The sequence below is a fragment of the Bacillus sp. 522_BSPC genome, assembly GCF_001076885.1.
GTDB classification, from domain to species: domain Bacteria; phylum Bacillota; class Bacilli; order Bacillales; family Cytobacillaceae; genus Niallia; species Niallia hominis.
Window position 1 is genome coordinate 32,129 of record NZ_JVDT01000226.1, and the last position, 19,077, is coordinate 51,205.

At 35.6% G+C, this 19,077-nt stretch carries 19 protein-coding genes and 1 riboswitch; of the genes, 14 read left to right on the forward strand and 5 right to left on the reverse strand.

Annotated elements, in window-relative coordinates:
- Positions 1-151 precede the first annotated feature (151 nt).
- Entirely contained in the window at positions 152-1,588 is a 1,437-nt protein-coding gene (locus ADJ83_RS18510; RefSeq protein WP_031539290.1) for a phospholipase D-like domain-containing protein, read from the forward strand.
- Between the two features lie 393 nt (positions 1,589-1,981).
- Here ADJ83_RS18510 and ADJ83_RS18515 read toward each other — a convergent pair whose 3' ends face one another.
- Positions 1,982-2,389: a VOC family protein gene (locus ADJ83_RS18515; RefSeq protein WP_031539289.1), complete on the reverse strand. Its 408-nt coding sequence runs from the start codon at positions 2,387-2,389 to the stop codon at positions 1,982-1,984.
- 145 nt (positions 2,390-2,534) lie between these two features.
- On the opposite strand from ADJ83_RS18515, the gene ADJ83_RS18520 reads away from it, so the two are divergent.
- Both ADJ83_RS18520 and ADJ83_RS18525 read left to right on the forward strand, forming a co-directional pair.
- Positions 2,535-2,996 (forward strand): hypothetical protein, encoded by a 462-nt coding sequence (locus ADJ83_RS18520; protein ID WP_031539288.1) that lies wholly within the window; start codon positions 2,535-2,537, stop codon positions 2,994-2,996.
- Positions 2,997-3,084: 88 nt separating this feature from the next.
- Positions 3,085-4,116: a polysaccharide pyruvyl transferase family protein gene (locus tag ADJ83_RS18525; RefSeq protein WP_031539287.1), complete on the forward strand. Its 1,032-nt coding sequence runs from the start codon at positions 3,085-3,087 to the stop codon at positions 4,114-4,116.
- A gap of 61 nt (positions 4,117-4,177) precedes the next feature.
- On the opposite strand, the gene ADJ83_RS18530 is transcribed toward ADJ83_RS18525, so the two are convergent.
- Positions 4,178-4,813 (reverse strand): copper homeostasis protein CutC, encoded by a 636-nt coding sequence (locus tag ADJ83_RS18530; protein ID WP_031539286.1) that lies wholly within the window; start codon positions 4,811-4,813, stop codon positions 4,178-4,180.
- Positions 4,814-4,941: 128 nt separating this feature from the next.
- Here ADJ83_RS18530 and ADJ83_RS18535 point away from each other — a divergent pair, with 128 nt between their 5' ends.
- The 3 genes from ADJ83_RS18535 to ADJ83_RS18550 all read left to right on the forward strand — a co-directional run bounded on the left by ADJ83_RS18535 (position 4,942) and on the right by ADJ83_RS18550 (position 8,273).
- Complete coding sequence (locus tag ADJ83_RS18535; RefSeq protein ID WP_048718664.1) at positions 4,942-5,682, forward strand: alpha/beta fold hydrolase; 741 nt, start codon at positions 4,942-4,944, stop codon at positions 5,680-5,682.
- Between the two features lie 264 nt (positions 5,683-5,946).
- Complete coding sequence (locus ADJ83_RS18540) at positions 5,947-7,224, forward strand: histidine--tRNA ligase (protein WP_031539284.1); 1,278 nt, start codon at positions 5,947-5,949, stop codon at positions 7,222-7,224.
- Positions 7,225-7,715: 491 nt separating this feature from the next.
- Entirely contained in the window at positions 7,716-8,273 is a 558-nt protein-coding gene (locus ADJ83_RS18550; RefSeq protein ID WP_031539282.1) for a tyrosine-type recombinase/integrase, read from the forward strand.
- Positions 8,274-8,310: 37 nt separating this feature from the next.
- On the opposite strand, the gene ADJ83_RS18555 is transcribed toward ADJ83_RS18550, so the two are convergent.
- A complete protein-coding gene (locus ADJ83_RS18555) occupies positions 8,311-9,003 on the reverse strand; it encodes a universal stress protein (RefSeq protein WP_031539281.1) in 693 nt (230 codons plus the stop codon).
- Between the two features lie 231 nt (positions 9,004-9,234).
- Here ADJ83_RS18555 and ADJ83_RS18560 point away from each other — a divergent pair, with 231 nt between their 5' ends.
- The 8 genes from ADJ83_RS18560 (at position 9,235) to queF (ending at position 15,876) form a co-directional block, all read left to right on the forward strand.
- Positions 9,235-11,652 carry a Na+/H+ antiporter subunit A gene (locus ADJ83_RS18560; protein WP_048718670.1) on the forward strand — a complete coding sequence of 806 codons (2,418 nt, stop codon included), beginning with the start codon at positions 9,235-9,237 and terminating at the stop codon, positions 11,650-11,652.
- Positions 11,636-12,061, forward strand: coding sequence for a Na(+)/H(+) antiporter subunit B (locus ADJ83_RS18565; protein ID WP_031539279.1), 426 nt, complete (start codon positions 11,636-11,638; stop codon positions 12,059-12,061). Before ADJ83_RS18560 ends, ADJ83_RS18565 begins: the two co-directional genes overlap by 17 nt.
- On the forward strand, positions 12,061-12,399 hold the full coding sequence (locus ADJ83_RS18570) for a Na(+)/H(+) antiporter subunit C (RefSeq protein ID WP_031539278.1): 339 nt from the start codon (positions 12,061-12,063) through the stop codon (positions 12,397-12,399). Before ADJ83_RS18565 ends, ADJ83_RS18570 begins: the two co-directional genes overlap by 1 nt.
- Entirely contained in the window at positions 12,392-13,876 is a 1,485-nt protein-coding gene (locus ADJ83_RS18575) for a Na+/H+ antiporter subunit D (RefSeq protein WP_048718673.1), read from the forward strand. Before ADJ83_RS18570 ends, ADJ83_RS18575 begins: the two co-directional genes overlap by 8 nt.
- A gap of 36 nt (positions 13,877-13,912) precedes the next feature.
- Positions 13,913-14,395 carry a Na+/H+ antiporter subunit E gene (locus tag ADJ83_RS18580; protein WP_031539276.1) on the forward strand — a complete coding sequence of 161 codons (483 nt, stop codon included), beginning with the start codon at positions 13,913-13,915 and terminating at the stop codon, positions 14,393-14,395.
- Complete coding sequence (locus tag ADJ83_RS18585) at positions 14,388-14,672, forward strand: Na(+)/H(+) antiporter subunit F1 (RefSeq protein WP_031539275.1); 285 nt, start codon at positions 14,388-14,390, stop codon at positions 14,670-14,672. Before ADJ83_RS18580 ends, ADJ83_RS18585 begins: the two co-directional genes overlap by 8 nt.
- The gene (gene mnhG, locus ADJ83_RS18590) at positions 14,650-15,030 is read left to right on the forward strand and encodes a monovalent cation/H(+) antiporter subunit G (protein WP_031539274.1); all 381 of its coding nucleotides are present in this window, start codon (positions 14,650-14,652) and stop codon (positions 15,028-15,030) included. The genes ADJ83_RS18585 and mnhG overlap by 23 nt, the downstream gene beginning before the upstream one ends.
- Positions 15,031-15,203: 173 nt before the next feature.
- Positions 15,204-15,250, forward strand: a riboswitch (PreQ1 riboswitch).
- 125 nt (positions 15,251-15,375) lie between these two features.
- Complete coding sequence (queF, locus tag ADJ83_RS18595; RefSeq protein WP_031539273.1) at positions 15,376-15,876, forward strand: preQ(1) synthase; 501 nt, start codon at positions 15,376-15,378, stop codon at positions 15,874-15,876.
- A gap of 73 nt (positions 15,877-15,949) precedes the next feature.
- On the opposite strand, the gene ADJ83_RS18600 is transcribed toward queF, so the two are convergent.
- Both ADJ83_RS18600 and acsA read right to left on the reverse strand, forming a co-directional pair.
- On the reverse strand, positions 15,950-16,867 hold the full coding sequence (locus ADJ83_RS18600; RefSeq protein WP_031539272.1) for an aldo/keto reductase: 918 nt from the start codon (positions 16,865-16,867) through the stop codon (positions 15,950-15,952).
- A 228-nt stretch (positions 16,868-17,095) separates the two neighbouring features.
- A complete protein-coding gene (acsA, locus tag ADJ83_RS18610; RefSeq protein WP_048718677.1) occupies positions 17,096-18,814 on the reverse strand; it encodes an acetate--CoA ligase in 1,719 nt (572 codons plus the stop codon).
- Between the last annotated feature and the right edge of the window lie 263 nt (positions 18,815-19,077).

The following is a 19,077-nucleotide window of genomic DNA, read 5'->3' on the forward strand; positions in this document are numbered from 1 at the left end:
TTGAATCAAGACTGACTTCTTTCTACTTCTCCATGAATACTTTTTAAAACAATAAATAGTAATTAATATTCAATAGAATTTTTCTTTTTAATAATACTTCAAATTAGGGAGAAGATAGTAAGAATAAGATAAAAAAATGGTGGGAGACAATATGATCGGTCATAGTCTGAAGACAATCATGGTATTTGTTGGAGTTTACCTTCTTTATATTGTAATTTCTTGTGTCATTGTTCCTTATTTTTATCATCCCAAGGCAGACCCTTTTTGGAAGCCAACGACTAAACTCAATCAGAATGATAAAAAAGTGGTCTCGCCTGATAAAGTCGTTTTATTACAAGATAGGGAAGACTCAGGTCTAGCAAGGCTGCAATTGATAAAGAACGCAAAGGCATCTGTTGATATATCCACTTATGCGATTCAAAAGGGACCATATGCAGATTTATTCTTCGGCTGTTTGTTTGATGCAGCGAATCGTGGTGTCAAAGTAAGGCTTTTATTAGATGGCATAGTCAATCAATTCAACAAAGATTTACGTTTATATAGCTATGCGATATTTACTCATCCAAATATCAAATTGAAGTATTATGAACCTCTTCATTTAGGAAAGCCTTGGACATGGAATAATCGATTTCATGATAAGCTATTTATCATTGATAGTGAACTTGCTATAGTGGGGGGAAGAAATATAGGGGATAAATACTTTAGCGCAGCAGGAACAAAAGGAGCGTCAAATGATCGAGATGTTATTGTATTTACAGAGGAACAAAAGGATACCAGTGTATTAAAGAAAATAGATGATTATTATCAATATGTTTGGGAACATCCTTTTTCAAAGAATGCAGTTAAAAAAATATCACATAGGAAGATACAATTAGGGAAAGAAAAAGAGGAAGAAGCAATGGACCTTCTAACACATGCAAAAGATGTGTATCCATTGCCAATAGATAAAGCAATAGATTGGAAAAAAGATGCTTATTCAACTGACAAGGTATTTTTGCTGCACAATCCACATCAGCGGGTTAATAAAGATCCATTAATTTGGAAGGAACTAATTTCTTTAACCGAGCAATCTACAAAGTCCATTTACTTAGAAAGTCCATATATTGTTCCTACGAAGAAAATGCTTGAATATGTAAAGCCAGAGAAAATAAAAGTAGATCATTGGAAGGTGCTGACAAACTCTGCTGCATCAACACCTAATATGGTTGCTTTTTCAGGATATTGGTCAAACAGACACTCTATCATTAATTGGGTCGATGAATTATTTGAATATCAGGAAAAGACAGAGTCCCTTCATGGAAAAACATATATATTTGATGAAAAAATTAGTTTGATTGGTTCCTACAATGTAGATGCCAGAAGTACGTTCCTAAACACAGAAACCATGCTTTTGATTGATAGTGAAGAATTTGCTCACTTTTTGCAGAAAGAACTAAATAAAACGGTCGATAACCATAGTCTTCAGGTTTCAGAAGATGGAAGCTATAAAGCAAAAGAAGATGTAGAGCAAGCAGATGTGGCATTTTGGAAGAGAATAGCTATAAAAACTTTAGCTCCTATCATCAAATTGTTTGCATTTTTAGTTTAAAGGAAGAAGTGAATGAGAATATTTTCTAGGAAATATATAAATATATCGTTAAAAGCCTCCTTGTTTCACGTGAAACTTGGAGGCTTTAAATGGTTTAATAAAGAACCATACCTGCATGAGTTTATATTTTTTTAAAAGAAAAGTACAGGGGAATGGAAATTGTCTAATACAAAGGGAAAAGGTAAGCAATTGCTTTGCCCCCTATAAAAGGGAAGGTAAGCACAGGAATAAGGATACAAGAGAAGATTTTCACTATTCAACTAAATAAAAAGAAAAGCCGGCATCTCGAAGAATGTGTGGCTTTAAGCAGGTGAATAATAACGGAAAAAAACAAAGCGTGAGGAATAAAGTTCATCAACCTAACCCAAAAAGTAAAAACAAGTAGCTACCTAATCAGGCAGCCTCTATCTCACTCATTAATGCATGCATATTCCCCTCGGAATCACGAAAGAAGGCCATCCAGGTTTCGGTAGTTCCCATCTTAGCAACAAGGTGTGGTTCACTTTCCATAAGAACCTTCTTCTTCCTTAACTTCTCATAAGCTGATTTGATATCCTCCACTTGAAAATAGATCGTTGAGCTTAGATGATCAAATTCTTCATTTTCAGGTAGAGTGATAAGTAAACGCAAACCGTTACAAACAAAAAAGGCCATATTATCTGTTTGAAACAAAAGTGGAAGGTCAAGTTTTTCTTTATAAAAGTGAACGGCTTGTTCTAAATTTCTTACTGTTACGCCAATTTGTCCAATTTTTTGTATCAAAATAGTTCTCCTTTCTATGAAATTATCAGATAAATCCATTATATAGTATAAATATTTCCAAAATCTATCAAATATCTAATGGAGGATTTACTTTTAAAGTATGGAGGTATCTTAACTATATCAAATTTAAAAGAGTAATAATCTGTAAACTAGTTCATCCTGATAGGAAGAAGGGAGGATGAGGATGTTTTCTCTAGACGATCTTGATAAATTCGCATGGGCCTTTTTCGTTATATTGCCTATTGTTAGCTTGATTCATGCCTCTGGACACCATTTTTTTGTTTGGCTGTTTGGCGGAAAGGGTGATTTGATCGTTGGAAAGGGGAATGAGCTATTCTGTATTGGTCCCATCCATGTTCATTTGTTCTATTTTATAGATGCAACTTGCTATTATAAAGGAATTGAAGAAAAAAAGAGATGGCAACGGATTTTAATTCATAGTGGAGGAATTTTATTTAATCTATTGTCCGTTTTAGTAATAAATTTATTCATTATGCAGGATGTTTTCCCAAGAAGCTCCTTTTTCTATCAGTTTGCGTATTTCTCCCTATACTATATCTTCTTTGCGTTGCTTCCTTTTGATTATGGAGAAAATGCACCAAGTGATGGCAAGGCCATTCTATTGGCATGGAAACAGAAGAAGTAAGAGAGAAAGTGACTAATTTGGGAATAAATATTGCTCATTTGGGGTATATGACAAAAACTACAAGATCTATAGAAGGAGGAATGGCGTTATGTTAAACCAAGCGAGAAAAGAGTTTCATATAGTAAAAGGAATTGCTCCGAATGTAAATCAGGAAGCGTTATTTAATAATAAAAGAAAAGTGTTTCTATTTGGCTCTCCGAGTTATACAAATATTGGCGATCAGGCCATAGCGTATGCGGAAGAGAAATTTATTAAAAATTGCTTCCCTTACTATGAATATATTGAAATTATGGATTATGCAACAGAGGAAGGAATCGATTTAGTTAAAAAGATTATTAAAACGGATGATGTTGTTTGTTTTACCGGTGGAGGAAATTTAGGAAGCCTGTACTTGGATATTGAGGAGGATCGCAGAAAGGTCATCGAGTCATTTAAAGATTACCGAACGATTGTGTTCCCTCAATCTGCCTTTTTTGAGGATACAGAGGAAGGACAAGCAGAAAAGAAAAAAAGCCAAGAAGCATATAACAAAAATCCTAACCTCACTTTAGTAGCAAGAGAGAATCAGACATTAGAAATCTTAAAAGATACTTTCCAAGCAAATGTACTGTACACTCCAGATATGGTGCTATCCCTTTCCATTGAACCAAGGGACCTTGAAAGGGAAGGTGTTCTATTCGTTCTAAGAGCAGACAAGGAAAAAGTAACAGAAGAAAATTTTGTCTCAGACTTAATGAACTTGGTTGGAAAAGATAATCCAGTGGAACGAACGGATACGGTGCTTTCAGAAGTTGATGTGATTGATTATGCTGATCGTGAACCTCAATTATTAAAAATGCTTGATAAAATTGGTTCTAAAAAATTAATAATCACAGATCGGTTGCATGCAATGATCTTTTCAATTATCACAAAGACTCCTTGCTTGGTATTCGGGAATAGCTACGGAAAAGCGAAGCACTCGTATAATGATTGGCTACATGAATTATCATTTATTGAGTATACCGATAATAAGGATTTAAACGAGCTTCCAGCTATTATTGAAAGATTACAAAGTGCTGAGCCCAATAAGATTGATGTTAGAGAGGATTTTCAAGTGTTGAAGGATTTTTTTAGAGGGTAAAAGTAGTAAAGGAGTATCCGTTTAGGATATCTCCTTTTACTATGTAGTTTCCGATAATTTACTATGCTCCAAAAATTTTTGATCCATGGACTTCTTTCATCTCTAACTGAACAGATAGAACTGGAAGGTTAGCAGAGGTAATCCCTCCACCAGGAAGAATAATGATTTTTCCAGCAGCGTATTCGATATAACTTTTCAGCGTAGGTATATTATCTTCAATTTTAGTAGATAGAGGACCACCATGTGTTAATATCCGGTTTACCCGATGGGAAATGAGCCAGTCGATTGCTTGGTTCTTTAACTCAGGAGCAATATGATCAAAGGCCATATGAAAGGTAACCTCCAAACCAGTAGCAGCGGTTAAGCATCTTTCCATTGCTTCTTCATCAATCCATTGCCCTTTATTTAAACAACCAATTACCACTCCATTAACACCAAGCTGTTTAAAAAGATGAATATCCTGGCACATAATATCCACTTCATCTTCGGTATAAATAAAATTCCCACCTCTTGGACGAACAATTGCCATTACTTTAGTATTGGTATTTCGACAAAAGGAGATAGTTTTAGCAGCAACACCATAGCTAACAGTCGTTCCCCCTACAGATAGATTATCGCAGAGCTCAATCCGATCTGCACCATTTTGAATAGCTCTTGGGACGAGTGTGAAGTTTTCTACGCAGATTTCTTTTATCATTGTCTCAACACCTTTTAATTAACGTCTAATTTAGCTAGTGTACCATATATTTACTGTGAAAAATCGGTTATACTTGATGATGAAATATAAAAATTTAGAAAATTAGGGAAATAAGGAGAGGGAATTGAGTGATATTACATACTTCTATTCAAGGAAAAGGAGAACCGATTGTATTTCTTCATACTGGTTTGCAAACAGGGTTAACAGATTTTGAGTATCAAAGAGCTTTTTTTCAAAGGCATTATCAGGTGATTTCTCCTGATTTAAGAGGGCATGGTCATTCTGTAGTTGCCAATTTTTCTAATTTCTTTGATGAATCTGCTAATGATTTGTTTGAAACGTTGGAACATGTAGGAATAGACTCTGCTCATATTGTAGGAGGATCAATAGGAGCATTGGTAGCCATCATTTTTGCAAAAAAGCATCCTAAAAAAGTAAAGAGTTTAACTATCTCGGGGGTTATGCCCTTAAAGCCTGATAATTGGGAAGAGTTACATCTTAAAGACATAGAGCAACAAAGTCACCTTTTGCAAAAGGAAGAGGTAGCTGATTATTTCAACCAAATTCATAGAGGGGATTGGAGAGAAGCCCTTTTAATAACACAAGATTCAACGTGGTATCCATTTCATGAAATTAAGGATATACATGCATTAAAGATGCCGATTCTTTGCATAGTAGGCGAAGGAAAAAGAGACGAGATAGAGGGCGCTTGCTATTATCAAGAAATAAATTCGAATATGCACATTGCAGTTGTTCCTTTTGCGGCACATTTAGTTCAGGATGAACAGCCGGAGATTTATACTAAAATGTTAGATTCTTTTCTGATGAAATATGGCGATGCAAACATAAAAATGGGTGAGGAAAGTTAACCACTTATTAAAAAGTAAAGTGGGTCTTGTTTTATAATTTCCAATATGTTAAAGTATTTGGAAAATAAGAGGTGATTGAAATGGTTAAACGTACGCACAGCATCAACCTTTCACAATTACATCATCATAAAAAGTAGTCTTGCTATTTCGATTTAAAAATCGTACATAGGAAGACTATTTCTCATGAAACCGCATTTGATTAAGTTTTAACTACTTAAATCAAGGGCGGTTTTTTATTTTATTTTAAACAGGGGGCATGAAAAAATGAAGAAGATGATTTACCAAAATGTTAAAGGAACAATGGATTATTTACCGAGAGAGGAAGAAATCAGAAGAAATATTCGGAGAACAATGGAAGATGTATTTATTCAGTATGGCTGCAAACCGCTTGAGACACCTATCTTAAATTACCAAGAATTGCTTGCTTCTAAATACGCAGGTGGAGCGGAAATTTTAGAAGAAATGTACACTCTTTCTGATCGTGGCAAAAGGGAGCTGGCGTTGCGCTATGATTTAACCATTCCCTTTGCGAAAGTGGTAGCGATGAATCCAACGCTAAAAATGCCTTTTAAACGCTATGAGATTGGCAAAGTATTTCGAGATGGTCCGATAAAGACGGGGAGATATCGAGAGTTTACACAATGTGATGTCGATATTGTAGGTGTTCCATCGCAAATGGCAGAAGCAGAGCTTATGATGATGGCTTTGAATATTTTTGATAAATTAAAGATGGAAGTAACGATTCAATACAATAATCGAAAATTATTAGTTGGGTTTCTTCGTCAATTGAATATTGCGGATCAATTGATAAATCGGGTGATTTTGATAGTAGATAAAATAGAAAAAATTAGTAAAGAAAAAATAAAGGAAGAACTAAGAGATGCTGGATTAGAACAAACAGTAATAGAGGAGATTGATGCTTTTTTACAAAAGGATTTAATCGGCATAATAGAGTACTATCAACAGCTGGCAGAAAAAGAAGAGAGCATTAGAAAGGGGCTGGAAGAATGGAATGAATTACAATCGTATATAAAGAAGTTTGGACTGGAGCAATATTGCGTATTCAATCCGTTTCTTGCGAGAGGTCTTGAAATTTATACTGGAACAATCTATGAAATTTTCTTAACTGATAAGAGAATAAAGTCGAGCATAGGTAGCGGCGGAAGATATGACAATGCGATAGGCGGATTAATTGGCTCAAAGCAAACCTATGCAACAGTGGGTATTTCCTTTGGGTTGGATGTTATATTATCTGCTCTTTTATTAGATAAAATAGATTTTGATGATGCAAAGCTGGATTACTATATTATTCCGATTGGTCGACCGCTGGAAGCTTTTTTAGTTGCGAAAACACTTCGTGACAAAGGCTTTAAAGTAGAGCTCGAGTTAGGAAAGAAAAAACTGGTGAAAGCTTTAGATAAAGCAAATAAAGAAGGTGTCAAAAAGGTGATTATACTAGGAGACGAGGAAGTGGCAGGCAATATGTATAAAGTGAGAGATATGAAAACAGGAGAAGAATGGATAGTGAATTTCGAATATTAATCATTAGACGAGGCAGTAGATGGGAGACATTTACTGCTTTTATTTATGTGAGAGTTGATTCAAAGGATATTAGCAAGTTAAAAAAATAGTCTCTAAGCCCGAATGGAAGGAAAAACGAGCAGGAAGGTAACAGAGAATCCGTCTCTGATCCCGAGCGGAAGAAAAAAGGAGCGCGGAGGTAACAAACCCGTCTCTAAGCTCGAATGGAAGAAAAAAGAAGCGCGAAGGTAACAGAGTGGTCAAAACAAAGCCCATTTTTCATAAAAAAGAAGGTAATAGAAAAAACACGTTCCTATTCGTTTTCAAATCAATCAAAACCCCCTTCTCTACTACAGCTAAAAGCATTTTCCAAAGAAACGTCTTCAACAGACTATTTCCAAAACAAAAGAAGCATACTACAAAAGAAAAAATTAAGATTAAAGTTTATTCGTTGTAATGTTACTTAAATGATGATAACATATAGTTATGTAACATTATTAGGAGGCGAACGGATGGAATATGTCGATCCTATAAAAGAAATTGAAAGTATTAATGCAATTAAAGAAGTATTGCGTAAACAATCACAAAGAGATTTGTTGCTTTTTGTGTTAGGTATAAATACTGGGATAAGAGTAAGCGATTTACTTGCATTGAAGGTTCAGGATGTAAAAGATGAATCTGGAATGAAAGAGTTTTTGTATCTTCATGATGCTGACGAAGTAAAGGCATATTATTTAAACGGTAAGGTGCATACGGAGTTAGAGAAATATATGGAGGAACGCGAATTTAAAGAGGATGAGTTTTTATTTAAGTCACAGAAAAATAATCAACCAATTACTCGCCAGCAAGCTTATCGGATTATTAATAAGGCGGCGAGGCTAGTTGGAATTCCCGGGAAAATTGGAACCCATACGTTGAGAAAAACTTTTGGCTATCATGCATATCGAAAAGGGATTGCGATTTCCTTATTGATGAATGTATATAATCATACATCGAGGGCAGAAACGTTAAAGTATATTGGGATTGATAAGCAAGAAAAGCGTTTAGTAAAAGTGGATGTCAATCTTTAAAAAAACCTCCACCAAACTAGGTGGAGATTAGTCAAACTTATAAATAGTCATCATCATTACTAGCATCTGTATCAATATCAACATTAGTTAATTCGTTAATGATGTCCTCATGGACTTGAACTTGCAATGTATCTTTATCTTTCATAAATTTAAAAACACCATTATTGAAATCAGTGCCTTGTTCTTTAAAGAAAATTCCCTCATACATTACATGTTTTGTATGATTGAAAATTAGGCGATAGCCATTTCCCTCTTTTACTAAATATGCACGTACACCTTTTTCATATTGGCCTTCTGGGTTTTTCAAAAAGCGTGCAACAGAAATAATATGAAGATCAACAAAAGGGATTTCACGCAATAAGGAATTAATAATGGAGCCTTTAGCAATTTGTTCCCAACGGCTTTGTGCAGTTTGACCAAGAACAATTTGTGTGATTTTCTTCTCTCTAGCTACTTCTGCAATCACTTTAGAGATTGGTCTCGATTCCTTATCTTTAATGATAAACGCGTCGGCACTATGACGTTCAGCTAATTCTTTCCATCTAGCAATATAATTTGATTTTTCTGCATCCAACTCATCAAATGGTTTCGGATCAACCGTAAGGATATAAAGTGGACAATCAAGCATATTCGCTATTTTACAGCCTCTTTGTATAAGGCGTTCACCGTTAGGTCCGTAATAAACGCATACTAGAATACTTTCATCCATGCGTTCTTTTCCATTTACCATAATTTTTTTCACCTCAATAGATGTGAATGATTTACACCACTAATAATAAACTATGTATGACTATAACGTATGCTACTTTATGAGTCAATGCATTTCTTAAATTATCCAAATGACAATTATTATCCGTTTCTTTTACTAATAGTAAGGTTAGACATAGTTTCCATTATAAATACGTTTTATCTCAAGAAAACCCAAAATATAAACTTGCATAAAAGGAGGAGGATACAACAAATGACATGGTTACATTTTATGATATTGCTGCCATTTATGTTTGCACTAATTGTACCTTTTATATATAAAAGGCTAACGCCTCGGATTCATACAGGTTGGTTCGTCCTGTTTGTTCCATTCACCATTTTTCTTTTCCTATTGATGTACATCCCTAAAATAGCGAAAGGAGAGGTGTTTACTTCTACAGTCAACTGGATACCTGCTTATAATATTAACTTTACTACGTATTTGGATGGACTAAGCTTAGTATTTGGTTTATTGATTGCTGGAATAGGAGCTTTGGTGATTCTGTACTCTATATTCTATTTATCAAAACACCGGGAAGCTTTGCATAACTTCTATGTCTATTTATTGTTATTTATGGGGGCGATGCTTGGGCTAGTAGTATCTGATAATTATTTTGTTTTATATGTATTTTGGGAAATTACTAGTGTATCCTCCTTTTTACTAATAGCTTATTGGTATGAAAGAGATCGCTCAAGATATGGTGCCCAAAAAGCAATGTTGATTACTGTCTTTGGCGGGCTAGCTATGTTAGCAGGACTGATCATGCTCTCTATTATGGCAGATACGACAAGTATTAGAGAGACCTTAGCGAATGTCCATCTAATCCAAAATCACGGTTTATTTATACCAGCCATGATTCTTCTTTTGCTTGGCGCTTTTACAAAATCGGCGCAATTTCCGTTTAGCATCTGGCTGCCTGATGCTATGGAAGCACCTACGCCCATTAGTGCGTATTTACACTCTGCCACGATGGTAAAGGCAGGAATTTATCTAGTTGCTCGTTTGACACCGATTTTTGGCGGCACAGCAGAGTGGTTTTGGTTTGTTGTAGGAATTGGTTTATTCACTTTATTATATGGATCCTTTAATGCAGTGAAACAGACAGACTTAAAGGCATTATTAGCCTATTCAACGATTAGTCAATTGGGACTGATTATGAGTTTACTGGGTATAGGTTCTGCTGCATTATATAAGGATTTAGGAGTAGAAGAAGCGGGATTATATGCAACAGCTATTTTTGCAGCTATTTTTCATTTAGTAAACCATTCCACCTTTAAGGGTTCTTTATTTATGGTTGTAGGGATTATTGACCATGAGACTGGTACTCGAGATCTTCGGAGACTTGGTGGATTAATTCACTTAATGCCCGTATCCTTTACGCTTACTGTAATTGGTGGCTTTTCAATGGCGGGTCTTCCTCCATTCAATGGCTTCTTAAGTAAAGAGATGTTCTTTACTGCTGTAGTGAATGCCTCCCATATGGAAATATTTAATCTTCCATATCTGGGTATGATTATTCCCATTATTGCGTGGATTGCAAGTGTCTTTACCTTTATCTATTGCATGATCTTGGTATTCAAAACATTTAAAGGAAAAAACAAAGCGCCAAAATTAGATAAAGCGATTCATGAAGCACCAATTGGTTTATTAGTCTCGCCGATTATTTTAGGGGCATTAGTTATTCTGTTCTTCTTTATCCCTAATGTTGTTTCCAAGTATTTATTAAAGCCAGCTTTTGCATCGGTTTTACCATCTCTTGCGCATACGGTGAAATCCAAAAAGATCAGTGCCTTCCATGGATTCAACACAGAACTTTGGATGACGATTGGGGTTGTGGCTGTTGGAATTATCTTATATTTACTATTAAAAAAATGGTATAAGATTTATCGCCTTTATCCACAAGCTATCACCTTAAGCAATTTATATAATCTTAGTTTGGAATATATGGAGAAGGTGGCAAAATCAATAACAGATTTTTATATGACAGGATTCCTTCGTGATTATTTAGTCTATATATTTGGATTCCTTATTGTCATAATCGGGGGATCTCTCGTGTTGTTTAATGGGGTCACGTTCGATATGTCTCAGGACTCACCAATTAGTTTTTTTGATATTGGCATAGTTATTGCAATGATTATAAGCTCGGTTACCGTTCTTTTCTCTAAATCAAGGATTACATCCATTGTAGCAGTTGGTGCCCTAGGATTTCTTGTCTCGTTTTTCTTTGTACTTTTTAGAGCTCCTGATTTGGCACTCACACAATTAGTAGTTGAGACAGTGACAACCGTTTTATTCTTACTGTGCTTCTATCATTTGCCGCAATTAAAGAAGGAAATTAGTAGGATTCGTTTCAAAGCGGTCAATGCCATTATTTCAATAGGAGTAGGCGCAGTTGTTACAATTGTTGCTCTTTCAGCTAATGGTACCCATCTATTTGACTCTATTTCGAGCTACTATGAAGATTCCTATAAATTGGCAGGAGCAAAGAATATTGTTAATGCTATCTTAGTTGATTTCCGAGGGATAGATACAATGTTAGAGATCCTTGTCCTTACAGTTGCTGGTCTAGGAGTGTATACATTAATAAAAGTTAGGCTTGTAGGAGGGGATAAGAATGAAGAAACCAAATGATATTATCATTCGAAGTGTCACAAAGGTTGCCGTCGTTATTATCCTTACCTTTGCCATAAATCTATTTGTATCTGGACATCACTTTCCAGGTGGGGGATTTATTGGCGGACTTACCTTTGCTGCCGCGATTATTTTGCTTTTTCTCTCTTTTGATATTGAGACTGTTCGAAAAAATATTCCTGTTGATTTTAAAGTGTTAGCAGGGGTAGGTGTATTAATTGCTGTTTTAACAGGTGTTGGTGGAATGGTATTTGGGGAAGCTTTCTTGACTCAAGCATTTGGATATTTTGACTTGCCTGTTTTCGGAAAAACAGAGTTAGCGACAGCTGTCATTTTTGATATTGGCGTTGCTCTAGCCGTTATCGGTACAGCGATAACCATTATTATGACAATTGGGGATGATCGCTGATGGAGACATTAATGTCTATTCTAGTGGGAGTATTATTCTCCATTGGAATTTATCTTATTTTAACAAAGACATTATTACGAATAATTTTAGGAACATCTATACTTGGTCACGGTGTAAACTTGCTTATTATTACAATGGGGGGATTGAAAAAAGGTGGTCCTCCCCTTTTAGGAATAACCGATCACACTTTTGCTGATTCGTTGCCGCAAGCATTGCTGCTTACAGCTATTGTTATAAACTTTGCAACGACTGCTTTGTTTTTAGTCCTAAGCTATCGAGCATTTAAAGTGCTTGGCACCGATGATACAGATTTATTGAGGGGTAATGAGGATGAATAATATTGTAATATTGCCGATCATCCTTCCTATCGTTTTTGCGATGATTATGGTGATTTTTAGAGACAAAGTTACGCTTCATCGAATATTAAGTCTAATAGCAATTATTTCTGTTTTTATTGTAACGATTATTTTAATCTTTCAAATTAAAGCAGAAGGAATACAGTCCATTCAGTTAGGGGGATGGGAGGCGCCGTTTGGCGTAAGCATGGTTGCAGATATGTTTGCAGCGCTTCTTGTTTTAGTTACTAGTATTATTGGATTTTGTTGTTTATTATACGCATTTCATTCAATTGGTGAGCAAAGAGAAAAATATTATTTTTATCCCTTATTTTTGGTCTTAATAACAGGGGTTAACGGATCTTTTTTCACGGGTGACATTTTCAATCTATTTGTCTGTTTTGAAGTAATGCTTGTTGCTTCATATGTATTAATTTCATTAGGAGGAACAAGAGTTCAGTTAAGGGAATCAATCAAATATATTTTAATAAACATTATCTCATCTTTTCTATTTCTAGTGGCAATTGCTTATTTATATGCGATTACAGGAACGCTAAATTATGCACATTTGTCGGTTCGAATTGCCGAAGTTGGTCAAGATGGATTAATGACAACCGTAGCGATATTATTTTTAATTGTGTTTAGTTTAAAGGCGGGGCTATTTTTATTCTTCTGGCTTCCAGGCTCTTATAGTGCACCACCGACGGCTATATCCGCTATTTTTGCTGCCCTTTTAACAAAGGTTGGAATGTATGCAATTATCAGAGTATTTACCTTGATTTTTTATCATGAAGTACAAATAACACATTTATTAATTGGCATCCTTGCAGGTATTACGATGACACTTGGGGCAATCGGAGCGGTTGCCTATAGAGATATTTATAAGGTAATGACCTATAATGTGGTCATTGGTGTCGGCTTTATTTTAGCAGGAGTCGCTACTTATACAACGGTAGGGATGACTGGTTCTATCTATTATTTCATTCATGATATGGTGATTAAAGCACTTATTTTCCTATTAGGAGGCACCGTAATCCATCTAACAGGAACAAGTAAATTAGATGAAATGAACGGATTGATTCGCTTGCATCCTCAGTTAGGCTGGATGTTCTTTATTGCAGCACTGTCTTTATCAGGGATACCTCCTTTAAGTGGCTTTCTAGGTAAAATATTTATAACAGAAGGGACATTTACTGCAGGATACTATTGGCTAGGTGCATTTGGACTGATTAGTAGTTTATTTGTTCTTTATTCTATTATGAAAGTATTTATGTCGGTGTTTTGGGGATATACGGATTTAACACTTGAAGAAGAAAAAGGGACAACAAAAGGATTAATGCTGCCAATTTCTGTGCTTACTTTCTTGACGATTGCTTTAGGCATTGGGACAGAAGGAATACATGAATATGTAGATATGGCAGTGGAAGGGTTAATGAATCCTCTTTATTATATAGAGGCTGTTTTGGGAAATGGAAAATAAAAGGAGTAATTAAATGGATGGAAAGAGGTGATTAATATGCCTATGCAAATATTAATTAACTTGTTAATAGGTGTCATTTGGATGTTTTTGCAAGACACCTGGAATGTATTGACCTTCTTTACTGGTTATTTATTTGGAATTCTCGTTCTCTTTATCTTGCGCCGCTATATGTCAACTAACTTTTATTTAGAGACATTTTTTGCAGTCATTAAGTTGTTCGTTGTGTTTATTGAACAGCTGTTTACATCGAGTGTAGTCGTCATTCGACAAATAATAAAACCTAGGATTAATATTTCCCCAGGAATATTTTCCTTAGAGACGGAATTAGAGGGGGAATTAGAGGTTTCCTTGTTAGCCTTATTAATGAATTTAACCCCGGGATCAGTTGTTGTGGAGGTCACTTCTGATAATAATAAGTTTTTTATCCATGCAATGGATATACCCGCTCAAAAAGAATCCATCTTTCGTTCGAAGGAAAAATTTGAAAAGGCTATTAAGAGGGTGACTCGTTATGATTGATAATCTATTGGTTGGATCCTTAATTTTACTTGTTCTATCTATATTTGCAACGGTTTTTCGGCTGGTCAAAGGTCCATCTGCTCCAGATAGAATTCAGGCGCTTGATTGTTTGGGGATTAATTTAATTGCCGGAGTAGCTATCTTTTCTGTGTTGCTTCGAAATACAGGTTTTTTTGAAGTAATTTTATTAATAGGGATTCTATCATTTATTGGAACCATTGCCTTTGCACGATATATTGAAAGAGGTGTAGTCATTGAGCGAAAACAATCCGATTGAGCTTATAGCAGTTCTACTTATATTTTTTGGCGCTATCTTCTGTTTTCTTAGCTCATTAGGACTAATAAGACTTCCAGATGTTTATACGAGATCACATGCTGCATCCAAAGGCTCTACAATGGGAGTACTTTTTACTCTTGTTGGAACGTTTGTCTTTTTTATCATAGAGGGAACTTTTAGTATTCGTTTATTTCTAGGAATTTTCTTTGTTTTCCTAACCTCACCTGTCGCATCCCATGTAGTCGTGCGTTCTGCCTATCGTTCTAAAGTAAAGCTCGCAGATGTAACAGTACAAGATGATTTAAAGGCTGAAATGGAAGAAGAAGGAATCGAAACAATAGAAGTTCAGCACAAGTAGGCTGGTTTCATAGATTGATTTTTTTGGATAGGAAAATTAATATTGGAACGATTGAGGCTGTGGATTCATTAAAAAAATTACGTTACATCTTCATGAAGAGAGAAAGTTATTTATTTCTAATTGACGAAATTTCGCGATTTCTATATAGTTAAAAACGAAATACCCGTACTGAGACGGGAGAGGTTCATAGCGAATACCCTCTATAAAAAACTATGGATACATGCAATCAACGCCATGTCCATAAAAAGGATATGGCTTTTTTGTTTTATTCAGCTAGTTTCTGCGTAAGGTAAAATACCTCTCTTTTATGCAGTGTTGGGAAACACCAAACAAGGAGGAGCTCAAATGTCTGGAAGAAAGAAAGAAGAAGGATTAACAGATTTAACTTTGTTAGGAAATCAAAATACTCAATATAAAAGTGATTATGCACCAGAGGTGTTAGAATCGGTAGATAATCTCCACTCTGATAGAGATTATTTTGTAAAATTTAATTGTCCAGAGTTTACTAGCCTTTGTCCAATAACTGGACAGCCTGACTTTGCCACAATGTATATTTCCTATATCCCAAATAAGAAAATAGTAGAAAGCAAATCTCTTAAATTATATTTATTTAGCTTTCGCGATCACGGTGATTTTCATGAAGATTGTGTGAATATTATCATGAATGATTTAATCAAACTATTAGATCCTCGATATATCGAGGTTTGGGGGAAATTCACTCCACGTGGCGGAATATCAATTGATCCATGGTGCAATTATGGAAAATCGGGCACTAAATTTGAAGAGATGGCAGCCCATCGATTAATGAACCATGATATGTATCCAGAAAAAGTAGATAATCGATAATAAAAAACCAGTTAACAACTCGCAATTTTGTGGTTGTTGACTGGCTTTTTAAAGTCATATTTTCCTTTGTGGATTAAGGCAAGATATTCCCAGCAGCGCGATAAATACTGTACCATTCTTCTCGTGTTAAATGAACATCACTTGCTTTACAGCAATCGATTAAACGATCCACATTCATTGTTCCAATAACCGGCTGCATGTTAGCAGGATGGCGCAATAACCACGCAATCGCAATAGTTGTATTGCTGACTTGATACTTTTCAGCAATTTCATTTATTTGTTGATTTAATTCAGGAAATTTTTCATTTCCAAGGAATACCCCTTCAAAAAAACCATATTGGAATGGAGACCAAGGCTGGATTGTAATATCATGCAAGCGACAGAAGTCTAAAATACTGCCATCACGATTAATTGCAGAGTCATTCTCCATATTTACATTGATTCCATTAGAAATCATATTGGCATTTGTAATACTTAGTTGCAATTGGTTAGCCACAAGAGGCTGTTTCACATATTTTTGCAATAGTTGTATTTGCATCGGATTTTGGTTAGAAACGCCAAAATGACGAACCTTTCCAGATTGCTCAAGAATTTGGAATGCTTCTGCAACTTCCTCAGGTTCAACTAAAGCATCGGGACGATGAAGCAGAAGGGTATCTAAGTATTCTGTTTTTAGCCTACTTAATATTCCATCAACGGAGTTTAAGATATGTTCTTTTGAAAAGTCAAACATTCCTTTGCGAATGCCACATTTGGATTGCAAAATAATATTTTCGCGTACACTTGGAGACATATGAATAGCATCTGCAAATATCTCTTCACAAGTACCGCTACCATAAATGTCTGCGTGATCAAAGAAGTTAGCACCTTGTTCTAAAGCAGTTTGTACAAATTGCTCTGCTTCCTTTTTTTCTAATGAGTTAATACGCATGCAGCCAACCGCTACTACAGGCACTTCTAAAGTACTGCTACCTAGTTTGATTGTTCTCACGTTTCTCAGTCCCTTCTATTAATAGAAAACGCTTTAATAATTGTGCAAGATTAAAATTTCTAATACAGTAGACCATTTTTATTTTGCCATAGAAAGGAGATGAACACCAACCTTTAGACTTATGAAATCGAAAAAATACTCCTTTTCTAGCAAAAAAAATAGAAAAGGAGTGCACTCCCATTTCGAGATGGAAGAAGCACTCCATTTCTTTTCCTATTATTTTGAATTTTAATCCTCCATTGTAGAAAGATCGCCAGTAGGGAGTCCGAGTTCCCAAGCCTTTAAAACACGTCTCATTATTTTTCCGCTACGGGTTTTAGGAAGCTTTTCGCAAAATTCAATTTCTCTTGGAGCGGCATGAGCGGCCAAGCCTGTTTTTACAAATATACGTATTTCTTCTTTTAATTCATCTGTTTCTTTATAGCCGTCAACTAGTGCAATAAAGGCTTTAATAATTTCACCTCGAATAGGATCTGGCTTTCCAATTACACCAGCTTCTGCTACTGCAGGAAATTCAATTAGTTTGCTTTCCACTTCAAATGGACCAACTCTTTCTCCAGCCGTCATAATAACATCATCCACCCGTCCCTGAAACCAGAAGTAACCTTCTTCATCCATATAAGCGGAATCACCAGAAACATACCATTCATCATGTTGAAAATAACTATTGAACTTCTCCTGATTGTTCCAAATTGTATGCATCATTGATGGCCAACCTTTTTTAATGGCTAAATTCCCCATCTGATTTGGCGGCAAAATATTTCCGTTATCGTCCAGAATAACAGCTTCTATCCCTGGAAGAGGTTTCCCCATTGAGCCTAACTTGATATCCATACAAGGTAGATTACATATCAGCTGTGCACCAGTTTCAGTCATCCACCAAGTATCATGAATGCGATGTCCAAATACTTCGTGACCCCACCGGATTACCTCTGGATTTAGCGGTTCACCTACGCTTAGAATATGACGCAAGGAGGAGAGGGTGTATTTTTCGGTAACCGTATCCCCAGCTGCCATCAGCATCCGAAATGAGGTAGGTGCACTGTACCAAACGGTCACTCCAAATGTTTCAATCGTTTTATACCATATATCTGGACTAAAACGCCCACCTGCAACCACATTTGTTGAGCCAGTAAGCCAAGGACCAAAAATGCCGTAGGAGGTACCTGTTACCCACCCAGGGTCAGCTGTGCACCAGTAGACATCATCTTCTTGTAAATCTAAAACCCACTTTGCTGTCTGGTAGTGCTGGATCATCGCATTGTGGACATGAAGCACACCTTTTGGTTTTCCAGTGGAACCAGAGGTATAGTGAAGGATTAATCCATCTTTACGATCAACCCATTCTATGTCTAATTCAATAGAAGCAGAGTGAAAATATTGAAGGAAATCTTTTGTTTTATCATCCTCTTGTACATCTTCCCCAATAATAAAAATTGTTTCTAAAGCTTTTAATTCTGTATGTGGAATCCTATTTACAAGTTCAGGTGTAGTAATGATAACTTTTGCCTCACTATCATGGAGACGGTCCTTTACGGCATCCTCCATAAATGCTTCAAACAGTGGACCAACGATGGCTCCTAATTTTATCGCTCCAATTAAAGCGAAATATAATTCAGGGGAACGAGGCATAAAAATAAACACTCGATCGCCTTTTTTTACGTTTCCTACATTTTTTAAAACATTTCCAGCTTTATTTGATAATTTCTTTAAGTCTTTGAATGTGTATGTCTCTTTTCTTGATGGATGAAAATAGTGGAGGGCTACTTTGTTGGCACGGTAATTCTCAGCATGACGGTCAATTGCTTCATAAGCTAAGTTAACTTTTCCAGTCTGATGCCAAGAAAATTCCTTTTCTGCTTGGTCCCATTTGAAATGTTGGTACAAGTCCTCATAGTTCTCAAGGTTATGCTTGCCTTTAACAGGTGGAAACGCTTTCAATTTCATTCATACATCCCCTCATTTCAATTTTTTAACAACACTATTATAATGGGAAAACACTATATATACAATTTTAATGTTGTAATTGAATAAATATTCCTACATTTAAAAAATGGATAGGGGTATAAGTTAAAACTTTTCTATATAAAGGAATAAAGCGGCTGGGAAATAAGCATTTCTACCAAAATTAAACAAGAACTATAATGTAATTAATTTACAAAAAAATTCGTGTTTGTTTTTTAGAAAAAGGTTTAAAAACGAAGTGTAAT

What these genes read in the sequence shown, in the direction of transcription:
- ADJ83_RS18580 (WP_031539276.1), top strand. Translation starts at nt 13,913, where the DNA reads ATGCCTATGCAAATATTAATTAACTTGTTAATAGGTGTCATTTGGATG.
- ADJ83_RS18575 (WP_048718673.1), top strand. Translation starts at nt 12,392, where the DNA reads ATGAATAATATTGTAATATTGCCGATCATCCTTCCTATCGTTTTTGCG.
- ADJ83_RS18570 (WP_031539278.1), top strand. Translation starts at nt 12,061, where the DNA reads ATGGAGACATTAATGTCTATTCTAGTGGGAGTATTATTCTCCATTGGA.
- queF (WP_031539273.1), top strand. Translation starts at nt 15,376, where the DNA reads ATGTCTGGAAGAAAGAAAGAAGAAGGATTAACAGATTTAACTTTGTTA.
- ADJ83_RS18585 (WP_031539275.1), top strand. Translation starts at nt 14,388, where the DNA reads ATGATTGATAATCTATTGGTTGGATCCTTAATTTTACTTGTTCTATCT.
- ADJ83_RS18525 (WP_031539287.1), top strand. Translation starts at nt 3,085, where the DNA reads ATGTTAAACCAAGCGAGAAAAGAGTTTCATATAGTAAAAGGAATTGCT.
- ADJ83_RS18515 (WP_031539289.1), bottom strand. Translation starts at nt 2,389, where the DNA reads ATGGATTTATCTGATAATTTCATAGAAAGGAGAACTATTTTGATACAA.
- ADJ83_RS18520 (WP_031539288.1), top strand. Translation starts at nt 2,535, where the DNA reads ATGTTTTCTCTAGACGATCTTGATAAATTCGCATGGGCCTTTTTCGTT.
- ADJ83_RS18530 (WP_031539286.1), bottom strand. Translation starts at nt 4,813, where the DNA reads ATGATAAAAGAAATCTGCGTAGAAAACTTCACACTCGTCCCAAGAGCT.
- acsA (WP_048718677.1), bottom strand. Translation starts at nt 18,814, where the DNA reads ATGAAATTGAAAGCGTTTCCACCTGTTAAAGGCAAGCATAACCTTGAG.
- ADJ83_RS18510 (WP_031539290.1), top strand. Translation starts at nt 152, where the DNA reads ATGATCGGTCATAGTCTGAAGACAATCATGGTATTTGTTGGAGTTTAC.
- ADJ83_RS18565 (WP_031539279.1), top strand. Translation starts at nt 11,636, where the DNA reads ATGAAGAAACCAAATGATATTATCATTCGAAGTGTCACAAAGGTTGCC.
- ADJ83_RS18540 (WP_031539284.1), top strand. Translation starts at nt 5,947, where the DNA reads ATGAAGAAGATGATTTACCAAAATGTTAAAGGAACAATGGATTATTTA.
- ADJ83_RS18560 (WP_048718670.1), top strand. Translation starts at nt 9,235, where the DNA reads ATGACATGGTTACATTTTATGATATTGCTGCCATTTATGTTTGCACTA.
- ADJ83_RS18555 (WP_031539281.1), bottom strand. Translation starts at nt 9,003, where the DNA reads ATGGTAAATGGAAAAGAACGCATGGATGAAAGTATTCTAGTATGCGTT.
- ADJ83_RS18550 (WP_031539282.1), top strand. Translation starts at nt 7,716, where the DNA reads ATGGAATATGTCGATCCTATAAAAGAAATTGAAAGTATTAATGCAATT.